17 protein-coding genes are annotated in these 18,517 nt (G+C 64.1%); 5 read left to right on the top strand and 12 right to left on the bottom strand.

The annotated features are described in order from the left end of the window. Positions 1 to 43 precede the first annotated feature (43 nt). Both A3AU_RS0110405 and A3AU_RS0110400 read right to left on the bottom strand, forming a co-directional pair. Positions 44 to 2,674, bottom strand: a complete 2,631-nt coding sequence (locus tag A3AU_RS0110405; protein ID WP_027052761.1) for a caspase family protein — start codon at positions 2,672 to 2,674, stop codon at positions 44 to 46. Between the two features lie 86 nt (positions 2,675 to 2,760). Further along, positions 2,761 to 3,330 (bottom strand): NADPH-dependent FMN reductase, encoded by a 570-nt coding sequence (locus tag A3AU_RS0110400; RefSeq protein WP_027052760.1) that lies wholly within the window; start codon positions 3,328 to 3,330, stop codon positions 2,761 to 2,763. A gap of 199 nt (positions 3,331 to 3,529) precedes the next feature. On the opposite strand from A3AU_RS0110400, the gene A3AU_RS0110395 reads away from it, so the two are divergent. Then, on the top strand, positions 3,530 to 4,903 hold the full coding sequence (locus A3AU_RS0110395) for a cytochrome P450 (RefSeq protein ID WP_027052759.1): 1,374 nt from the start codon (positions 3,530 to 3,532) through the stop codon (positions 4,901 to 4,903). Positions 4,904 to 4,924: 21 nt separating this feature from the next. On the opposite strand, the gene A3AU_RS0110390 is transcribed toward A3AU_RS0110395, so the two are convergent. From A3AU_RS0110390 to A3AU_RS1000000139785, 8 genes are all read right to left on the bottom strand, one after another. Beyond that, complete coding sequence (locus tag A3AU_RS0110390; RefSeq protein ID WP_027052758.1) at positions 4,925 to 5,902, bottom strand: complex I NDUFA9 subunit family protein; 978 nt, start codon at positions 5,900 to 5,902, stop codon at positions 4,925 to 4,927. Positions 5,903 to 6,069: 167 nt separating this feature from the next. Next, the gene (locus A3AU_RS0110385) at positions 6,070 to 6,522 is read right to left on the bottom strand and encodes a DoxX family protein (protein WP_027052757.1); all 453 of its coding nucleotides are present in this window, start codon (positions 6,520 to 6,522) and stop codon (positions 6,070 to 6,072) included. Positions 6,523 to 6,864: 342 nt separating this feature from the next. Beyond that, entirely contained in the window at positions 6,865 to 7,866 is a 1,002-nt protein-coding gene (locus A3AU_RS0110380; protein WP_027052756.1) for an Ldh family oxidoreductase, read from the bottom strand. 120 nt (positions 7,867 to 7,986) lie between these two features. After that, the gene (locus tag A3AU_RS0110375; protein ID WP_027052755.1) at positions 7,987 to 8,796 is read right to left on the bottom strand and encodes an ABC transporter permease; all 810 of its coding nucleotides are present in this window, start codon (positions 8,794 to 8,796) and stop codon (positions 7,987 to 7,989) included. Next, positions 8,796 to 9,461 (bottom strand): ABC transporter permease, encoded by a 666-nt coding sequence (locus A3AU_RS0110370; RefSeq protein ID WP_027052754.1) that lies wholly within the window; start codon positions 9,459 to 9,461, stop codon positions 8,796 to 8,798. The genes A3AU_RS0110375 and A3AU_RS0110370 overlap by 1 nt, the downstream gene beginning before the upstream one ends. Positions 9,462 to 9,666: 205 nt before the next feature. Continuing rightward, complete coding sequence (locus A3AU_RS0110365) at positions 9,667 to 10,464, bottom strand: transporter substrate-binding domain-containing protein (protein WP_027052753.1); 798 nt, start codon at positions 10,462 to 10,464, stop codon at positions 9,667 to 9,669. Positions 10,465 to 10,518: 54 nt separating this feature from the next. Next, positions 10,519 to 11,334, bottom strand: a complete 816-nt coding sequence (locus A3AU_RS0110360) for an ABC transporter ATP-binding protein (RefSeq protein ID WP_027052752.1) — start codon at positions 11,332 to 11,334, stop codon at positions 10,519 to 10,521. A 114-nt stretch (positions 11,335 to 11,448) separates the two neighbouring features. Beyond that, positions 11,449 to 11,622: a hypothetical protein gene (locus tag A3AU_RS1000000139785; RefSeq protein ID WP_167335225.1), complete on the bottom strand. Its 174-nt coding sequence runs from the start codon at positions 11,620 to 11,622 to the stop codon at positions 11,449 to 11,451. Between A3AU_RS1000000139785 and A3AU_RS0110355 the strand changes: the two genes are divergently transcribed. The 4 genes from A3AU_RS0110355 (at position 11,549) to A3AU_RS0110340 (ending at position 15,687) form a co-directional block, all read left to right on the top strand. Continuing rightward, positions 11,549 to 12,421 carry a dimethylarginine dimethylaminohydrolase family protein gene (locus A3AU_RS0110355; protein ID WP_027052751.1) on the top strand — a complete coding sequence of 291 codons (873 nt, stop codon included), beginning with the start codon at positions 11,549 to 11,551 and terminating at the stop codon, positions 12,419 to 12,421. The two genes, A3AU_RS1000000139785 and A3AU_RS0110355, sit on opposite strands and share 74 nt — an antisense overlap. Beyond that, entirely contained in the window at positions 12,418 to 13,068 is a 651-nt protein-coding gene (locus tag A3AU_RS0110350) for a TetR family transcriptional regulator C-terminal domain-containing protein (RefSeq protein ID WP_027052750.1), read from the top strand. The genes A3AU_RS0110355 and A3AU_RS0110350 overlap by 4 nt, the downstream gene beginning before the upstream one ends. A gap of 95 nt (positions 13,069 to 13,163) precedes the next feature. Continuing rightward, entirely contained in the window at positions 13,164 to 14,744 is a 1,581-nt protein-coding gene (locus A3AU_RS0110345) for a 5-guanidino-2-oxopentanoate decarboxylase (protein WP_027052749.1), read from the top strand. Positions 14,745 to 14,979: 235 nt separating this feature from the next. Further along, the gene (locus tag A3AU_RS0110340) at positions 14,980 to 15,687 is read left to right on the top strand and encodes an SDR family NAD(P)-dependent oxidoreductase (RefSeq protein ID WP_027052748.1); all 708 of its coding nucleotides are present in this window, start codon (positions 14,980 to 14,982) and stop codon (positions 15,685 to 15,687) included. A 123-nt stretch (positions 15,688 to 15,810) separates the two neighbouring features. On the opposite strand, the gene rpsA is transcribed toward A3AU_RS0110340, so the two are convergent. Both rpsA and cmk read right to left on the bottom strand, forming a co-directional pair. Next, positions 15,811 to 17,508, bottom strand: coding sequence for a 30S ribosomal protein S1 (gene rpsA / locus A3AU_RS0110335; protein WP_027052747.1), 1,698 nt, complete (start codon positions 17,506 to 17,508; stop codon positions 15,811 to 15,813). A gap of 210 nt (positions 17,509 to 17,718) precedes the next feature. Then, entirely contained in the window at positions 17,719 to 18,369 is a 651-nt protein-coding gene (gene cmk / locus A3AU_RS0110330) for a (d)CMP kinase (RefSeq protein ID WP_027052746.1), read from the bottom strand. Positions 18,370 to 18,517: the final 148 nt, after the last annotated feature.

Genomic DNA, 18,517 nt, shown 5'->3' with positions numbered 1-18,517 from the left:
GGTTTACGGCCATTTCCCAGCCGAATCCCAGGCCGGCAGCCGGCTATTTTTTCCGGGCGCCGAATTTGGCTAGAACGCCGCGCAGATATTGGATCGTCGATTTGTCCCTAGGCGCCAGCCGGCCCGTGCGATCAAGCTCCAGTGCCAGGTTCAGCGCCTTGGTCAGCACAGCCTTCGGATCCTTGGCCACATACGCATAGTTGATGTAGGCCTGTACCAGATCGAATTGCCAGGTCGCATTGTCAGGATCGGACGCGGCCAGCTGCTTGCGTATGTCGAGGCTGGCTTCGAAGGCTTGCTTGGAACCGTCGAAGTTGCGCTGCTTGGTCTCCAGCATGCCGATTTCCGAGAGCGTGATCGACAGGTCGCGTTGCCAGTCGGAATTGGCGGGGTCAAGCTTGGCCAGCCGGTCGGCGATGACGAGACTGTCCTGATAGTTTTGCAGTGCGCCGCTGACATCGCCCTGGGCATCGAGCACACCGGCAACCTTTTCCAGGCAGACCGACAGGTCACGCTGCCATTCGGTGTTGCCAGGGTCGCCTGCTGCAAGGTCACGCGCGATAGTCAGCGCTTGCCGATAGGAAGCCAGTGCGGCCGGCCAGTTCTCCTGGTCGTTGAGCGCGTTGCCGGCCTTGGCGTAACTGATCGACAGGTCGCGCTTCAGGTCGGTATCGTTGGGGTCACGGCGCACCAGCTCCTCGGCGATCGCCTGGCTCTTGGCGTAGGCCACGAGCGCCCCGGCGGCGTCGCCGCGCTCGCGCTTGACGTCACCGATTCTCTCCTGGCTGACAGCGACAGCGCGCCGGCGCTCAGGGTCGTCGGGCTTGTTCTCGGCCAGCACCAGCCGGATTCTCAGGCTTTCTTCAAAGGCTGTCTGGGCGCTGTCCAACTGGCCGGCGGTCCGGGCGAGGTCGCCGATCTCGTCGTAGGTTATGGTCAGGTCGCGCAGCAGGTAGGCGCTGTTCGGCTCGGCATCGGCCAACTGCTGCTTGATCGACAGGCTTTGCTGATAGGCCTTGGCCGCCGCACCGACATCGCCCTGCGTCGCCAGCACGTTGCCGATCTTGTCATTGGCCATGGCAAGATCACCGAGCCAGTCTTTCTTGTCCGGCACGCTTGCGGTCAGCTCCTGCAGCATGCTCCTGGCCGCCTCATAGTTTTCCAGGGAGGTCGACAGGTCGCCTTGCGCCATCTCAGTGTTGGCGAGCTTGATATGACTGATGGCGAGATCGCGCTTGACGCTGGGGTCGGTTTCCTGGCGCGACCGTTGCTCGAGGTTGGCCAACAAGGTGGAAAAGGCGCGGCCGGCCGCTTCGACATTGCCCACCGTCGTATAGAGAATACCGAGTTCCTCCAGCGTGCGGCTCTGGCGGTCGGCCTGTTCCAGGTTGAGCGAGGTCTGCCCGGCCTCGCCATACAGCGCCAGCACCAATTCATAGTCACCAATGGCCGTGGCGTAGTCGAGGTCGGCGCGCGCCGCACCGCCGGAAAGGAAGCGCGTCGCGGCCTCGGAGAGTGTGCGGCTGACAAAATTGACCTTCAGCGCCTGGCGCGAGGCATTGTCGATGTCGGCAGCCTTGGCAAGGATCGCGCGGGCGCTGTTGAAGGCGCCGAGCGACAGCTGTTTTTCGGCCTGCCGGCGCAGCTCCGTAACCTGGGGGTCGTCGGAGGCGAGCGTCTTCATTTCACTGCGCACCTTGACGAAGGCATCGGCAGCCTCGCGTAGCCGGGCGTTCAGGTTGTCGGCCGAGAGATGGCTGGTGTCGGTGCCGATCAGCGCGCCATAGAGCGGCGCCAGCGGGATGTCGGCGTCGCTGGCGATCTTTTCGACCTCGCCGCGCATTTCCGGTGTCACATCGGCCATGGCGAGCAGCAGCCGTTCGCGCTCCGGCAGTTGTTCCTTGGCGGCGGTGGCGAAGAACAGTTTCGGCAGGCCGCTTTCGACATAGGGCAACTGCTTGCCGCGCGACAGGTCATAGACCTCCTGCTGCACCAAGGTCAGCACCGAGCGGATTTCGAGCCCGTCCGTGCCAAGATATTTGGTCAGCGCTGTCGTGAAGGGCGAGTTCTGGCCGGTCCCGTCGGCCGCCGTTTCGCCGGGTGCGGCCGAGAAGGCGAACAGGATGTTTTCCGCCCGCCCGACGCGCCCGAGGCCCGGCTTGACCTTGTCGGCAATGTCCTTGGCCAGCGATGTCGCGCCACGCCCTTCGCCGTTGCTCCCCGAGAATGGATCGCTGCGGCAGGCGTCGAGCACGATCAGCCCGACCTTGGCGGTGGCGGCGACCGCGGCACGCACCTCTTCCAGCGGCAGGGTGGTCTTATCCAGCTGATCGAGCGAGGAGGCGTCGGCATCGACCGGCAGCAGCCTGTTGTCGCCTGATATTTCGACGCCATGGCCGGAGAAATAGACCAGGGCGACGTCGGCCCCCTTGGCGTCTTCGCGAAAATCGTCGAGCGCGCGACGCATGCGCCTGAGATCACGGTTGGTTTCGAGCACCACCTCGAAGCCGAGCGTCTTCAGCGCCGCCTGCATCGCCTCGCCGTCATGGACGGGATTGGCGAGCGGCCGGACCAGCCGATAATCGTCGTCGGCCATCACCAATGCCACGCGCCGGTCGGCCGCCGCCGTGGCGGTCGCCGACAAGAACAGCAGCAAGGCAAGCAGCAAACGCACGTGGAACCGCCCCCGGCTCAGTCGCTTGCCGACCATTCCACCTCTTTATGGCGCGGGCAAGCCGGGCATGTGGTCAACCCGCTTGTTCAGACGGTGCGCAGCGGTTTCAATGCCTCGCTCCAGCGCAACAATTCGTCCAGCATGGTCCTGGCGCCGCCGGTCACCTGTTCGCTGGCGTTGAAAGCGCCGTGCTCGTCGAGCAGCTTCTGATACATCGGCAGCGCCACGCCTTCCGGGATCGGCATGATGCCCACCGATGTCAAGAGCGGCTTCAGCGCCTGCGCCGCGCGCAGGCCGCCGGAAACGCCGCCATAGCTGAAAATGGCGGCCGGCTTGTACTTCCATTCCCGGGCGAGATAGTCGATCGCGTTGACGATCGCGGGGGCCACGAAATAATTGTATTCCGGCGCCACGAAGACAAAGGCATCGGCGGCGTCGATCGCCTTCGACCAGGCCTTGGTGTGGTCGTTCTGATAATTGCCGAGCCTTGGATGATGCGGCTCGTCCAGCACCGGGAGTTTGAACGCCGCGATGTCGGTCAGCACCGGCTCGAATTTTGCGTGCTCGCGCGCGACAATCTCCAGCCACTCGGCAAAAACCGGGCCGGCGCGGCCTGGCCGCGTGCTGCCGATGATGATGTTCAGTCTGTGCTTCAAGACGGGCTCCTTTGCCGGTATCATTTGGTGACTGTCACTACGGCAGAGCGTCCCGGCGGACAAGCCGGGAGGCCCTGGCGGAGCGGTCACGATCGGATGAACGGATCGTCCGCTTCGTGCCGCGGGTTCGGCCCGCCGTTCGGTCACATGGACGCCCAGATCGACAGCCACTACATAGATTGCAGCAGCGGAGCACTTCATGGACACGCAGCCTGCCCCCTTTGTTCCTCCTGCGCCGAAGCCGCGCACGTCGCCGCCTTCGACGCTGGAGATGATCCGCATCGTCTACCGCAATCCGCTCGAACTCTGGGGCGAGCCGACCTACAACGAGCCCTGGATTTCGGCAAAGGGCGCCGGCGGACCACTGGTCATTGCCAACGACCCCGCTCTGATCCGTCATGTGCTGGTCGACAATGCCAAGAACTACAAGATGGCGACGGTGCGCCAGAAAATCCTGCGGCCGATCCTGCGCGACGGCCTGCTGACGGCCGAGGGCGAAGTCTGGAAGCGGTCGCGCAAGGCGATGGCGCCGGTGTTCACGCCGCGCCATATCTTCGGCTTTGCCCAGCCGATGCTCAAGCGCACCCGGGAGTTCGTCGCGCGCTACGAAGAGGGCGGCGTATCGGACATCGCCCACGACATGACGCTGCTCACCTACGACATTCTGGCCGAGACGCTGTTCTCCGGCGAGATCGCCGGTGAGCCGGGCAGTTTCGCCAATGAGATCGACCGCCTGTTCGAGACCATGGGCCGCGTCGATCCGCTCGACCTGTTGCGCGCGCCCGACTGGCTGCCACGGCTCACTCGCATCCGCGGCCGCAAGACAATGGCGTATTTCCGCAAGATCGTGACCGACACGGTCAAGATGCGCGAAGAGAAATTCAGGCGCGATCCCGATGCGGTGCCGCAGGATTTCCTGACGCTGCTGCTCAAGGCCGAAGGCCCCGACGGCCTGACGCGTGCCGAGGTCGAGGACAACATCATCACTTTCATCGGCGCTGGGCATGAGACGACGGCGCGGGCGCTGGGCTGGACGCTCTATTGCCTGGCCGAATCGCCATGGGAGCGCGACCGGATCGAGCAGGAGATCGACGAGGTGCTGGCGCGCGAGCCTGATCCGACGAAATGGCTCGACGCCATGCCGTTGACGCGCGCCGCCTTCGACGAGGCGCTCCGGCTCTATCCGCCGGCGCCGTCCATCAACCGCGAGCCGATCGTGCCGGAGATGTGGAAGGATCTTTATATCCCCAAGCACGCGGCCGTGCTGGTCATGCCCTGGGTCGTCCACCGCCACAGGAAGCTGTGGGACAGGCCCGATGCCTTCCTGCCCGAGCGCTTCCATCCGGGAAACCGCGAAAAGATCGACCGCTTCCAGTACCTGCCGTTCGGCGCGGGGCCACGCGTCTGCATCGGCGCCAGCTTCGCCATGCAGGAGGCGATCATCGCGCTTGCCATCCTGCTGTCGCGTTTCCGCTTCGACGCGACGGCCGACACCAAGCCTTGGCCGGTGCAAAAGTTGACCACGCAGCCGCAGGGCGGGCTGCCGATGCAGGTCACGCCTCGCCTTCGTTAAGCAGAAAAACTCTTCCGGAAACTATGCAGCGGGTTTGCGCTGCTGGAACTGGCCAGCGGCGCGGAAGCGCCAGAGATAGCTCGGCAGGATGGTCGCGATCGATTGCGGCTGGATGCCGAGCCCGGCGAGGGTCCGGTTGGCCTTGACGGCGGCTTCGGAAACGATGTTGTGCTCGCGCAACTGCATCACCTGGTCCTTGGTCAGCAACGGATTGGGCAGCAGGCCGAGGATCGAGGCCTGGATATTGGCGACCCACCACGGCACCGGAACCAGCAGGCGCTTGCGCTCGATGACCGTGAGCAGCTCTTCCATGCACTCCTTGAAGGTGAGCACATTGGGGCCGCCGAGTTCGTAGATCTGGCCGCTATCGATCTTGCCGTCGACCGAGCGCGCCACCGCCTCGGCGACATCGCCGACATAGACCGGCTGGAACTTGGTCTGGCCACCGCCGATCAGCGGCAGCACCGGCGAATAGCGCGCCATGTTGGCGAAGCGGTTGAAGAAGCTGTCTTCCGGGCCGAAATTGATCGATGGCCGCAGGATAACGGCGTCGGCGATCGTCTCCAGAACGGCCTTCTCGCCAAGCGCCTTGGTGCGTGCGTAATCCGATTGCGAGTCCGCATCGGCGCCGAGCGCCGAAACATGCGTGAGCCCGGCGCCAACGGAGCGCGCCGCTTCGGCGATGGCGCGGGAACCGAATTCGTGCACGGCGGGAAATTTCTGCCGGCCGGTCTCATGCAGGATGGCGACGAGATTGACGACATGGTCGGCGCCCTGCACGGCGCGGTCGACCGACCAGCGCATGCGCACATTGGCCTGCACTGGCTGAATCTGGCCCACATTGCCAAGCGGCTGAAGATGGCCGGCAAGATCGGGCCGGCGACAGGCGACCCGGATGCGATAGCCGCGCTTGGCCAGCGCGCGCACGACATGGCGGCCGACAAAGCCTGACCCGCCAAAGACGACGACGAGCTTTGGGGTCTGCAGGATTTCGGTCATGGCTGGCTCCGGCGCACGTTCCAGATGGCTTGGCTGATGCCGTTTCATAGTCGGTTTTGCGCCAAAGGCAAAGGGTGACGCGTCGTCGCGTCACCCCTCTTCGCGGAGCAATTTTCCCGGGAAGCGCACAACGCTTTCGCTTGGGATCTGCGTCTAAACACTGCCAGTCAGAATGCCTTGCCGATGCGGGCATCGACCGAGTGCCGGTTGCCGCCGCTAATGACGAAGAAAAGCAGGATCGCCGCCCACAGAAGCGACTTTTCAGCACCTGAAAAGCCTTGGCCCATGGTCACCCAGTGGAACCAGACGGTCACCAGCAGCACGAACAGGCCGGCAAAGGCGGCCGGGCGCGTCAACAAGCCGATGGCGATCAGGATGCCGCCGAAGAACTCGGTGCAGGCCAAAAGCAGCGACCAGAAGGCGCCGGGATAGAAGCCGAGGCCTTCGACCATCTCGGCGGCGCCGAAAGGATTGGTGATCTTCTGCGAGCCATGGATGGTGAGGAACGCGCCGGCGACGACGCGCAGCACGGTTTCGCCGGCGTCATGCAGCGACGAATACAGGCGGCCAAGCGCCGGAATGATCAGTCTGTCGCGGGAAGCGTCGGTGGTTACGGACATCGTAGCTCCTGTCTGTGTGAACATCACCTCGCAAACGCCCGATGGCTTCCACCAAGTCAAGTTAACAAAAGTTAACTTTTGTGGTCATGTTTATCCCAAGCCGGCGCAACGCAGAAAACCCCGCCGAAGCGGGGTTTTCCGGGTGAAGTTCGTGTCGAAACCAGGGTCCAACGAGGCAGCCTGACCTGAGACGGTATCGGCATGGCGTGAAGCAAGTACGCCCGCCCCAGCCCTGGACGCATCCGACAGAAGACACCGACCGGGCAAACCCGACCCGGACAGTCATTGGTCGTCGCGGCGCACGGAAAGGTTCACACAGGCACGGAAAATCCGTCGATTGCTTCAGGCCGAATAGCGCTCGGCGAACTCGGAGATACGTTGCACCACTGCCTTGGGCGCGGTGATGCCGCGCGCCTGCGCCTTCTCGGCGGCTTCCGCGCGGGCACGGCCCGGTACATGCACGCCATAGCGGCGGCGCAGACGGTCGAGCTGGTCCTTCATCCGTTGCTCGAAATCCGGATCGAGCAGCTTCGGTTCGATGGCCAGCACGAACAGGCCGGTGCCGGGGCTGTCCGGCCCGCCGCCGAACCAGGGCGCATCGAGCGACCAGTTGGCGCCTGAAATGCCCGCCGCCAGCACTTCGACCATGAGCGCGATATTGGCACCGCGCTGGCCGCCAAAAGCAAGCATGGCGCCCTTCATGGCGGCCGCCGGATCGGTGGTCGGATTGCCGCTGGCATCCAGCGCCCAGCCTTCGGGGATTTTCTTGCCGTCCTCGGCCGCCTTGCGGATGTTGACGAAGGCGGTGGCGCTCGACGACTGGTCGATGACCAGCGGTGCGCCGTCGGCGGCGGGCGCGGCAAACGACATCGGATTGGTGCAATAGACCGGCTTGACCGAGCCCGAGCCGGCCAGCACGGCCGGGCCGTTGGTGGCGGCGAAGGACACCAGCCCCTGCGCCGCCAGCCTGCCGGTGAAATAGCCGAGCGCACCGCACGTATAAGCGTTCTTCTGCGAGAAGATGGCGACGCCGAACAGTTTCGCCGCCTTGGCAAGGTCGTCGATCGTGCGGTCGAAGCCGGTATGCGCCAGCCCGCCGCGTGCATCGGAGAGATAGACCGCCAGCGCCGGCCTTGTGATCACCGGATCGGCATTGCCGTCGATGCGTCCGGCTTCCAGCGCCTCGAGATAGTCGATGAAATGCGACAGGCCGACGGTCGACAGTCCTTCCGCCTCCGCGGCGATGATCGAGGCGGTGAGCGATTGCGCCGCCTCCTCATTGGCGCCAGCACCGAGTGCCGCCATCCGGCACAGTCCTCTTGCCTGGTCGAGAGAGAGTTGCATGGTAGGTCCCGGTGATGGTGAATGGTCAATAGTGAATGGTCGTCTTAAGCGAGGCCGCGAAAATTGCGACCCTTTTCCGCTGACCATTCACCGTTCGCTATTTTGCCATTCACGACTTCACTAACCGATCTTGTTGGGTATCCGTGCCTCGATCCGGCCGAAGGTGAAGACCAGGATGCCGGTGATCGTCATGTAGATCAACGCCAGCAGCAGCAAGGGTTCATAGGTGAGGTACGTATCCTGCCGCACCTTGCCCGCGACGGCGAAGATGTCGATGACGCTGATCGTCGCCACCAGCGGCGTCGACTTCAGCTGCAGCACGGTTTCGCCGGTCAGCGTCGGCAACGCCCTGTAGAAGGCCTGCGGCAGCCAGATGCGCCGGAAGATCTTCCAGCGGCTCATGCCGAAAGCGCGGGCGGCTTCCAACTGGCCCTTGGGCACACCGGCAAAGGCGCCGCGCATGACTTCGCCCTCATAGCCGGCGAAGGACAGTGTCAGCGCCAGAACGCCATACGGCCAGGCTTGCCTGAGATAGGGCCACATCCAGGATTCGCGAATCCATGGATATTGCGGGAACAGCGAGCCCAGCCCGTAATAGAGCAGCCATAGCTGCAAAAGCAGCGGCGTGCCGCGGATGATGGTGCAGAAGACTTTCGCTGGCGCCGCCACCCAGATTGAACCGGCGGCCTGCGCCAGCCCGACCGGAACGGCGATCATGAAGCCGAGCGCGCAGGTGACACCCAGGATCCACAGGGCGCGCCAGATGCCCATCAGGCCCATTTCCCAATACTGCGGCAGCCAGTCCCAGCGCATGAAGAGGACCGCCGACAGAACCAGGCCGAGAGCGATCAGGATCAGCACGATGCGATGCGGCTGCAGCCACAGCGACGTGCGCGCCACGACGTTGATGACGGTCGCTTCGCTGGCCATCAACGCGCGTCCTTGACCGAAGGCATGCCACGCCTCGACCAGGCCTCGAGGCGGCCAAGCATCAGGTTCGAGAACAGCGACACCGTCAGATAGAGCACGCCGGCCGCCAGATAAAATATCAGGTAGGCCTTGGTGACGCCCGCCGCTTGCCGCGTCGCCAGCGTCAGCTCGAAGAAGCCGACGACGGCCAGCAGCGCGGTGTCCTTGGTCGCGATCAGCCACAGATTGGCAAGGCCGGGAATGGCAAAGGGCAGCATCGCCGGCAATGTGATGCGCCGCAGCAGAAGGCCGGGCGACATGCCATACGCGCGGGCTGCCTCGATCTGGCCTTGTGGTATGGCGAGGATGGCGCCGCGCATCACCTCGGTTGAATAGGCGCCCTGGACGAAGCCGAGCACGGCAATGCCGGCCACCAATCCGCTGATGTCTATCCGCTGATAGCCGATTGCGGTCAGCAACTGGTTTATCAGGTCGGTGCCGGCATAGTAGAGCAGCAGGATCAGCACCAGTTCGGGCACGGCGCGCACGATGGTCGTGTAGACAGCCAAAAGGTCGCGCACCACCGGGCCGCCATAGAGCTTGCCATAGGCGCCGCAGATGCCGATCAGAAGCCCGACGCAGGTGGCGCCGACGGCGATCTCGAGCGAATGCAGCAACCCGAGCATAAGTGTTCCGCCCCAGCCAACCGGCGCGGGCGAGAGAAGTTCGATGATGCCGGCCGCCGAGGCCGGAAGAAACGCGTCGATCAGTTTTGCCCCCGGAGTGCTGGCTCTCTCCGCCGGCGCCATCGGCCGGCGGCAAGCATGCGTGGGAAAGATAGGCAGGAGAGCACGATCTTGGCGTCATGCTCCCCGGCTCATGCGAGGGGCGTTAGTTCGACTGCGTCGCGCCGCCGTAAATGTCGAAGTCGAAATATTTCTTCGAGATCTCGTCATACTTGCCGTTGGCGCGGATCGCCTTGATGCCGGCGTTGATCTTTCCCTTCAGGTCGGTGTCTTCCTTGCGCACGCCGGCGCCGACGCCTGGCCCGAGCACTTCGTCGTCCGGAGCCACCATGCCCTTGAGGTCGCAGCAGGCCTTGCCCTGGTCGGATTTGAGGAATTCGCCAAGCGCGATGGAATCGGCTTGCACCGCGTCGAGGCGGCCGGCGGCGAGATCGTTGTTAGCCTCGTCCTGGGTCTGGTATTCCTTGATCTCGGAGGCCGTGGCGCCGAAATGCTTCTTGGCGTAGACGGCGTGCACGGTCGACACCTGGACGCCGATGACCTTGCCCTTGAGGTCGTCAGGCGAGGGGCCGAACTTCTGGTCCTTCGGTCCGATGATCGCCGTCGGCGTGTTGTAATATTTGTCGGAGAAGTCGATCGTCTTCTCGCGCTCGGCGGTGATCGACATCGACGAGACGATGAGGTCGATCTTCTTGGTGGTCAGCGCCGGAATAATGCCGTCCCAGGCAACGGGCGTGATGACGCAGTCGAGTTTCTCCTCGGCGCACACGGCGTCGATGAACTCGATCTCCCAGCCGACCCATTTGCCGGAAGCATCCGGCGAGGTGAAGGGCGGATAGGGCTCGGCGGCCACGCCGATCTTGACCGGATCGGCCTTGGCCACGCCCATGGCGGCGACACCGAGCAGCAGCGCTGCGGCGAATGTCTTCAGAACGGTTTTCATTTCAAAACTCCCAGTTTGTTGTTGGTTCCCGGTTTTCGTCCGTCCCGGCCTGTCCTAGCCGATGTTGCGGATGAACTGCTTGAGCCTCTCGGATTTCGGGGCTCCGAAGATCTGCTCCGGCGGCCCTTCTTCCTCGACCAGCCCGTTGTAGAGATAGACGACGTGGGTCGCGACCTCGCGGGCGAACTTCATCTCATGGGTGACCAGCACCATGGTGCGGCCTTCGCGCGCGAGGTCGCCGATCACCTTCAGCACCTCGCCGACCAGTTCGGGGTCGAGCGCCGAGGTCGGCTCGTCGAACAGCATGACACGCGGATTGATCGCGAGCGCGCGGGCGATTGCGGCGCGCTGCTGCTGGCCGCCCGAAAGATAGGCCGGATAGACGTCGCGCTTTTCGGCGAGCCCGACACGCGCCAGGAGCTTTTCGGCCTGGGCGATGGCCTCGTCGCGCTTGACGCCGAGCACATGCACGGGAACCTCGATGACGTTCTCGATCAGCGTCATATGGCTCCACAGGTTGAAGTTCTGGAACACCATGCCGAGCTTGGAGCGGATGCGCTCGATTTGCCTGCGGTCGGCCGGAACGGTGTGGCCGTGGCTGTCCGCCCTGAGCTTGATCTCCTCGCCATTGACGCGGATGATGCCGCTGGTCGGGTTTTCCAGGCAGTTGATGCAGCGCAGCAGCGTCGATTTGCCCGAGCCCGAGCCGCCGATGATGGCGATGACCTCGCCGTCGCGCGCCGACAGCGACACCCCCTTCAGCACATGCAACTGGCCGAATTTCTTGTGTAGGTTTTCGACATGGATGGCTTCGGCGGCGCTGTTCTGCGCCTTGCCAGATGGGAGTGCGGCGGCTTCCACCGTGCTCACCGGGCGACCCCGACCACAGGGTCGACGGCAGATCGTCGAACGTCTATCCGGCTAATCAACATACGCTGTATTGCCCACTCCAGACTTCAGCATGGACCCAACAGCGCGAGCCCGTCAATCCCGCTCATTACGGCACTTGCGAGCTTGTTGTGCAAGTGTATAAATAGCGTTCGATGAAATTTTTTCGATTTTTTTCACCTTGAAAAGGGCACTGATGAGCGCTTTCGGATCACAGTCCATGGCGGCGCCGTTGCGGCGTGTGCTGATGCGGTCGGCGGCCAATGCCATGCGCGATGCCGACAGGGCGGCCTGGCACTATGGCCCAGGGTTCGACCCGGGCAAGGCAGCCTCGCAGCATGCCGCCTTCGCTCAACTGGTGGCGGCTTCCGGCGCCGTAATCGAATGGATCGATGACAACGCCGACGGACTGTCGGATTCAGTGTTCACGCATGACCCATCGCTGATGACGGACCGCGGCGCGCTGATTCTGTCCATGGGCAAGCCCTTGCGCGCCGGGGAGCCTTCGCTGCATGAGGAGACCTACACGAGACTGGGCATTCCGATCCTTGGTCGCGTCGAAGCCCCTGGCCAGGTCGAAGGCGGTGATTGTGTATGGCTGGATGCCCGCACGCTGGTCATCGGCCGCGGTGTCCGCTCCAACCAGGATGGCATCCAGCAGCTTTCCAACCTGCTGACGCCGCTGGGCATTTCCGTCTATGGCTTCGACCTGCCGCTGTGGCAGGGCGAAGAGGCGTGCCTGCATCTGATGTCGGTGATCAGCCCGCTGGGCGACGACCTCGCACTGGTCCATTCACCGCTTTTGCCGGCGCCGTTCTATCAGATGCTGAAGGCGCGCAACATCCGACTGGTCGAAGGCGACGCCGAAGAGTTCGCGGCTTCCAACGGCCTCAGCCTGAACGTGCTGCCGACCAGCCCGTTCAAGGTCATTGCCGTTGCGGGCTTTCCCAAGACCAAGGCCGCGATGGAAGCCGCCGGCTGCACGGTGGAAATCTTCGAAGCGGATGCGCTCTGCATCGCCTGCGAGGGCGGGCCGACATGCCTGACGCGGCCGATCCTGCGCCAATGAATACGCCATCCCGCCGCAGGTTCCGCCGCGAGGGCGAGGAGCGGCGGCGGCAGGATCTGATCGAGGCAACCCTGGACAGCGTGGCCGAACATGGCCTGCAGGGCGCCAGCCTGCGCGCCATCGCACTGCGTGCCGGAGTCACCGCCGGGCTCATCCGGCACTATTTCCCCGGCAAGGAAGAATTGCTGCAGGAAGCCTATGCGGCGCTGATGGGTCGCATGACCGAGCAGGCAAAAGCGGCATTGGTCATGGAAGATGCCTCGCCGCGCCAGCGCCTTGCGGCTTTCGTCACCGCCAACCTCAACGTGCCGATTATCGACACGCGGGTGTTTTCGCTCTGGGCAACCTTCATCGGCCGCGCCAGTGCGGATCCGACCCTGGCTCATGTTCACCGTGAAGGCTACCTTGGCTTTCGCAATGAGGTCGAGGCGGTCGTGGCCGAGGTGCTCGCCGCCGAACGGCGCAGTCCGGACGCAAGCCAATTGCGCCACCATGCCATCGCGATCAATGCCATCATCGACGGACTCTGGATCGAAGGCTGCCTGGCTGGCGAGATGTTCTCGCCTGGCGAATTGGCCACGATTGGCATCAGGACTATCGAGGCCGAACTCGGCCTCGCGCCGCTAGCTCAATTGCAGGAAAAGTGAGAAGCGGTTTCCGTCCGGAATTGCGTAAGAAACAAAAAGATACGGCGGATCCTGTTTCCGTTGAACAGTGATCCGCTCCAAAGGGGAGAAAACCAATGACAACGCTCGGCGAAGCCCTCATCACGCTGCTCGAAGCCCATGGCGTCGATACCGTCTTCGGCATCCCAGGCGTCCACACGGTCGAGCTTTATCGCGGTCTGGCGCGTTCGAAGATCCGCCATGTCACGCCGCGCCATGAACAGGGCGCCGGCTTCATGGCCGACGGCTACGCCCGTGCCAGCGGCAGGCCCGGCGTCGCCTTCGTCATCACCGGACCGGGGCTGACCAACACCATCACCGCCATGGGCCAGGCGCGCGCCGATTCGGTGCCGATGCTGGTCATATCGGGCGTCAACGCCATGCCGACGCTGGGCAAGGGGCTGGGCTTCCTGCATGAACTGCCGGACCAGCGCGGCATGATGGAGAAGGTGGCGCTGTTGTCGCAGAGGATCACCGAGGCCAGTGAATTGCCCGGCGCGCTGGCGCAGGCCTTCGCGCTGTTTTCTTCGTCACGGCCCGGTCCGGTGCATATCGAGATCCCGACCGATGTCATGGTCAAGCCGGCTGACGATATGGTTGCGTTGCTGAGCAATGCGGCACCGCCGGCGCCGGATGGCGCGGCGATTGCAAGTGCCGCCAAACTCATCGCCACTTCCCGCCGTCCGCTGATCCTGGCCGGCGGCGGCGCCAGGCGCGCCGAGGCGCCGTTGCAGCGGCTGGCGGAGAAGCTGGGCGCGCCGGTCGTCGAGACCACCAATGCGCGCGGCCTGCTGCATCGCCACCCGCTCTGCGTGCCGGCGAGCCCAAGCCTGAAGGCGGTGCGTGCGCTGATGGCCGACGCCGATCTGGTGATCGCCGCCGGCACAGAATTTGGCCCGACCGACTATGACGGCTATGGCGACGGCGGTTTTGTGCTCCCATCCAACCTGATCCGCATCGACATCGGCGCCGACCAGATCGTGCGCCGCCCGGTGACGGTCGGCATCCAGGCCGATTGCGCCGAGGCGATCGAAGCCCTGCTCGCCGCTATAGGCTCCGCTCATGCTGCCGCGCCGGACGGCGAGGCGCGCGCCGCTGCGGCACGCAAGGCGGCGTTCGCCGAACTGAGCCCCGCCTATACGGCGCAGGTGCATGCCGTGGAAATGATCCGCGACGCCTTGCCGGGCGCCATCATTGTCGGCGACTCGACGCAGCCGATCTACGCGGCCAACCTCTATTACGATCACGACCGGCCGGCCGGCTGGTTCAACGCCGCAACCGGCTTCGGCGCACTTGGCTACGGTCCGCCGGCGGCGATCGGCGCGGCGCTTGCCGTACCCGATGCGCCGGTCGTCTGCCTGACCGGAGATGGTGGTTTCCAGTTCACATTGCCGGAACTGGGTGTGGCGCTCGATTCCGATGCGCCGGTCATTTTCGTGATCTGGAACAACAGGGGCTATCGCGAGATCGAAACCTCGATGCTCGATGTCGGCGTCGAACCTGTCGGGGTCTCGCCGGCGCCGCCGGATTTCTGCAAGCTGGCCGAAGCCTACGGCATATCAGCCGAACGGCTGGCCGAGATCGGCGCCTTGCCACAGGCCCTGACGCGCGCCCGGGCAACCGGATTGCCCTGCGTGATCGAAATCACGGTCGCTTGAGGCATCAGTCCGGCGTTGATTTTCCAACCCGCATCGAACCGTTCGCCGGCTTGGTTTTGGCGTGGCATGAGCAGCGCCGGGCGGCTCCGCTGTCCCGCAGCCTCCCGACGCATGCAAAGACGCGACGGCTGCCATGTCGAGATATCAGTTGAGTGATCGCCTGAAAGGCGCGACGCTTCGCGTCGGCGCGGCGAACAAGCGACATAATCACAAAAAAAGACAGGAGCGATCCAGGATGACGGAAACACTTCAAGGCAGGCATATCATTGTGACCGGTGGAACCGGCGCGCTCGGCGGAGCGGTGGTTGGCCGGCTCTTGGAACAGGGGGCGATCTGCTATGTGCCGAATGCGCACGCCGCGGCACCACAGCATTTTCCTTTTGCCGAGCATGAGAACGTCAAGCTGGCGCACAATGTCGACCTGTCGGACTCCGCCAAGGTTGAAGCATTCTATGCCCAGGTTCCTGCCTTGTGGGGATCGATCCATCTCGCCGGCGGGTTCGCCATGGCGCCGGTGGAAAAGATCGAATCGGCGTCCTTCGCCGAGATGATGGACACCAACGCCCGCACCACCTTTCTGTGCAGCCGCGCGGCCATCCGCTCGATGCTGGCATCGGGCACATCGGGCCGCATCGTCAACGTCACGGCGCGTGCCGGGCTCGACCCCAGGCGCGGCGCTGGCATGGTCGCCTACACGGCAAGCAAGGCGGCGGTCGCTGCCATGACGGTGGCGATGGCCGAAGAACTCAAGGCCAAGGGCATTCTGGTCAATGCCGTGGCCCCCTCGACGCTCGACACGCCGGCAAACCGCGCCGACATGCCGGATGCCGATTTCGCCAAATGGGTCAGCCTCGAAGCGGCGGCCGAAGCCATCGCCTATCTCGCCTCGCCCGCCAATCAGGCCATGAGTGGAACGCTGGTGCCGCTTTTCGGCCGGGCGTAGCTCCCCATCGATCGGGCCGGCTTTCGCCAAAAGTCGACTTGGCTTCCACCAAAGAAAAACCCCGCCGGAGCGATCCGGCGGGGTTTGTTTTGGGTAGGCGAAAGACTTCGCTTTGCGAAGGACTTAGCTGCCCTGCTTCTTCAGCGCGGCGCCCAGGATATCGCCCAGCGAAGCGCCGGAGTCGGTCGAGCCGTACTGAGCGACCGCTTCCTTCTCTTCGGCGATTTCCAGCGCCTTGATCGAGACCTGCAGCTTGCGGGTCTTCTTGTCGAAGGCGATGACGCGGGCATCGACCTTCTGGCCGACGGTGAAGCGCTCGGGGCGCTGCTCGTCGCGGTCGCGGCTGAGGTCGGAGCGCTTGATGAAGGTCTCGATGCCGCTGTCGACCAGCCGCACTTCCAGACCGCCATCCTTGACGCCGATGACTTCGCAGGTGACGACGGCGTTCTTGCGCAGTTCGCCCGAAGTCGCTGCTTCGCCGACCGTGTCGCGGGCCAGCTGCTTGATGCCGAGCGAGATGCGCTCCTTCTCGATGTCGACGTCGAGCACCTGCGCCTTGACCATGTCGCCGCGATTGTACTCTTCGATGACCTGCTCGCCCGGACGGGTCCAGTCGAGGTCGGAAAGGTGCACCATGCCGTCCACGTCGCCTTCGAGGCCGATGAACAGGCCGAACTCGGTCTTGTTCTTGACCTCGCCCTCGACCTGGCTGCCGACCGGATGGTTGCGCGCGAAGGCTTCCCACGGGTTCTCGAGCGTCTGCTTGAGGCCGAGCGAGATGCGGCGCTTGGCCGGATCGACCTCGAGCACGACCACGTCGACTTCCTGGGTCGTCGACAGGATCTTGCCGGGGTGCACGTTCTTCTTCGTCCACGACATTTCCGAAACGTGGATGAGGCCTTCGATGCCCGGCTCCAGTTCGACGAACGCGCCGTAATCGGTGATGTTGGTGACGGTACCCTTGATCTTCTTGCCGATCGGGAACTTGGTGCCGATCTCCGACCACGGATCCGACTCGAGCTGCTTCATGCCGAGCGAGATGCGGTGGGTTTCCTGGTTGATGCGGATGATCTGCACCTTGACCGTCTGACCGATGTTGAGGATTTCGGTCGGATGGTTGACGCGGCGCCATGCCATGTCGGTGACATGCAGCAGACCGTCGATGCCGCCGAGGTCGACGAACGCACCGTAGTCCGTGATGTTCTTGACGACGCCTTCGACAACTTGGCCTTCTTCGAGGTTCTGCACGATTTCCGAACGCTGTTCGGCGCGGCTCTCCTCGAGTACGGTGCGGCGCGACACCACGATGTTGCCGCGGCGGCGATCCATCTTGAGGATCTCGAAGGGCTGCGGGTTGTGCATCAGCGGGGAGACGTCGCGGATCGGGCGGATATCGACCTGGCTGCGCGGCAGGAAGGCCACGGCGCCGTCGAGGTCGACGGTGAAGCCGCCCTTGACCTGGTTGAAGATCACGCCTTCGACGCGCTCACCCTTGGTGAACTTCTCTTCGAGACGGACCCAGCTCTCTTCGCGGCGGGCCTTCTCACGCGAAAGCATCGCTTCGCCAAGCGCGTTCTCGATGCGCTCGACATAGACTTCGACAGTGTCACCGACCTTGAGGGTGGTGTCCTTGCCCTTGACGCCGAATTCCTTCAGCGGCACGCGGCCTTCGACCTTGAGGCCGACGTCGATGATGGCCATGTCCTTTTCGATCGCGGTGATCGTACCCTTGACGACCTGACCCTCGCCGGAATGGCCGGTGGTGAATGATTCTTCGAGCAGGCTCGCGAAATCATCGCGAGTGGGATTTGCAGCTGACATATTTTCTCCTGGAGTGCCCCGCATCTCGAAGCGGGACGGGCGCCGTGGGTTAGCGTTGCGTTGGCCTGCCGGCGTTCCGGGCTTAAAAAGCCCTGGGCCGCTTCTTAAGCGGAAATTCCGGCGCTCTGTAAGAATGCTGGCAGGCTGGTTCCTGCCCGATATGGGTATTTTCTGCGCTTCCAGCAACGGAAACACGGGACAAAACCCGGATCAGGCCTTGTTTCTCCTGGCCAGCACGTCGTCAACAACAGCCATGGCCGCGAGAAACGCGGCTTCTATAGCCATTTCGCTCGTATCAAGCAAGTGCGCTTCGGCGGCCGGTTTCAAGGGCGAGTCGGCACGGCCCATGTCGCGCTCGTCGCGGCGCACGATATCGGCGAGGATTTCGGCGAAGTCAGCGGTGCCGCCGATGCTTTCGATTTCGGCCAGCCGGCGTCTCGCCCGCACCTCGGCGCTGGCCGTCACATAGAGTTTGATGTCCGCATCAGGACACACGACCGTGCCGATGTCGCGGCCGTCGAGCACGGCGCCCGGCGGCGTCCTGGCGAAGTCGCGTTGCTTTTCGACGAGGATGCGCCGCACGGTCGGGAAAACCGCGACCTTGGAGGCCGCCTCGCCGACGGCATGTGCCGACAGCACCGCGCGGTCGAGCTTGGTCAGGTCGACCTGGCGCGCCGCCGTCTCCGCCGCCGAGACATTGTCGAGCGGCAGGCCGACCTGCAGCAGTGCATGGGCAACGGCGCGGTAGGTGAGGCCGGTGTCGAGCAGGTTCAGCCGATAGTGGTCGGCGAGCCGCCGGGCCAGTGTGCCCTTGCCGGCGCCGGCGGGACCGTCGATGGCGATGGTGAAGGGTGAGGTCATTGGCCGCCCTTCGCACTCGGAAGACGCGACGCGAATGACAAGCGCCGCGCCCTACGGCGCCCCCCTCTGTCGTGCCGGACATCCCCCCCACGAGGGGGGAGATTGGCAGCTTTGGAGCGTCGCTCAATCCTGCAGCGTAGATGATTGG

Source organism: Mesorhizobium erdmanii USDA 3471, assembly GCF_000472705.1.
Classification (GTDB): Bacteria; Pseudomonadota; Alphaproteobacteria; order Rhizobiales; family Rhizobiaceae; genus Mesorhizobium; species Mesorhizobium erdmanii.
The sequence above is the reverse complement of the archived record's forward strand: the minus strand, read 5'-3'. Positions and strand labels throughout refer to the sequence as shown.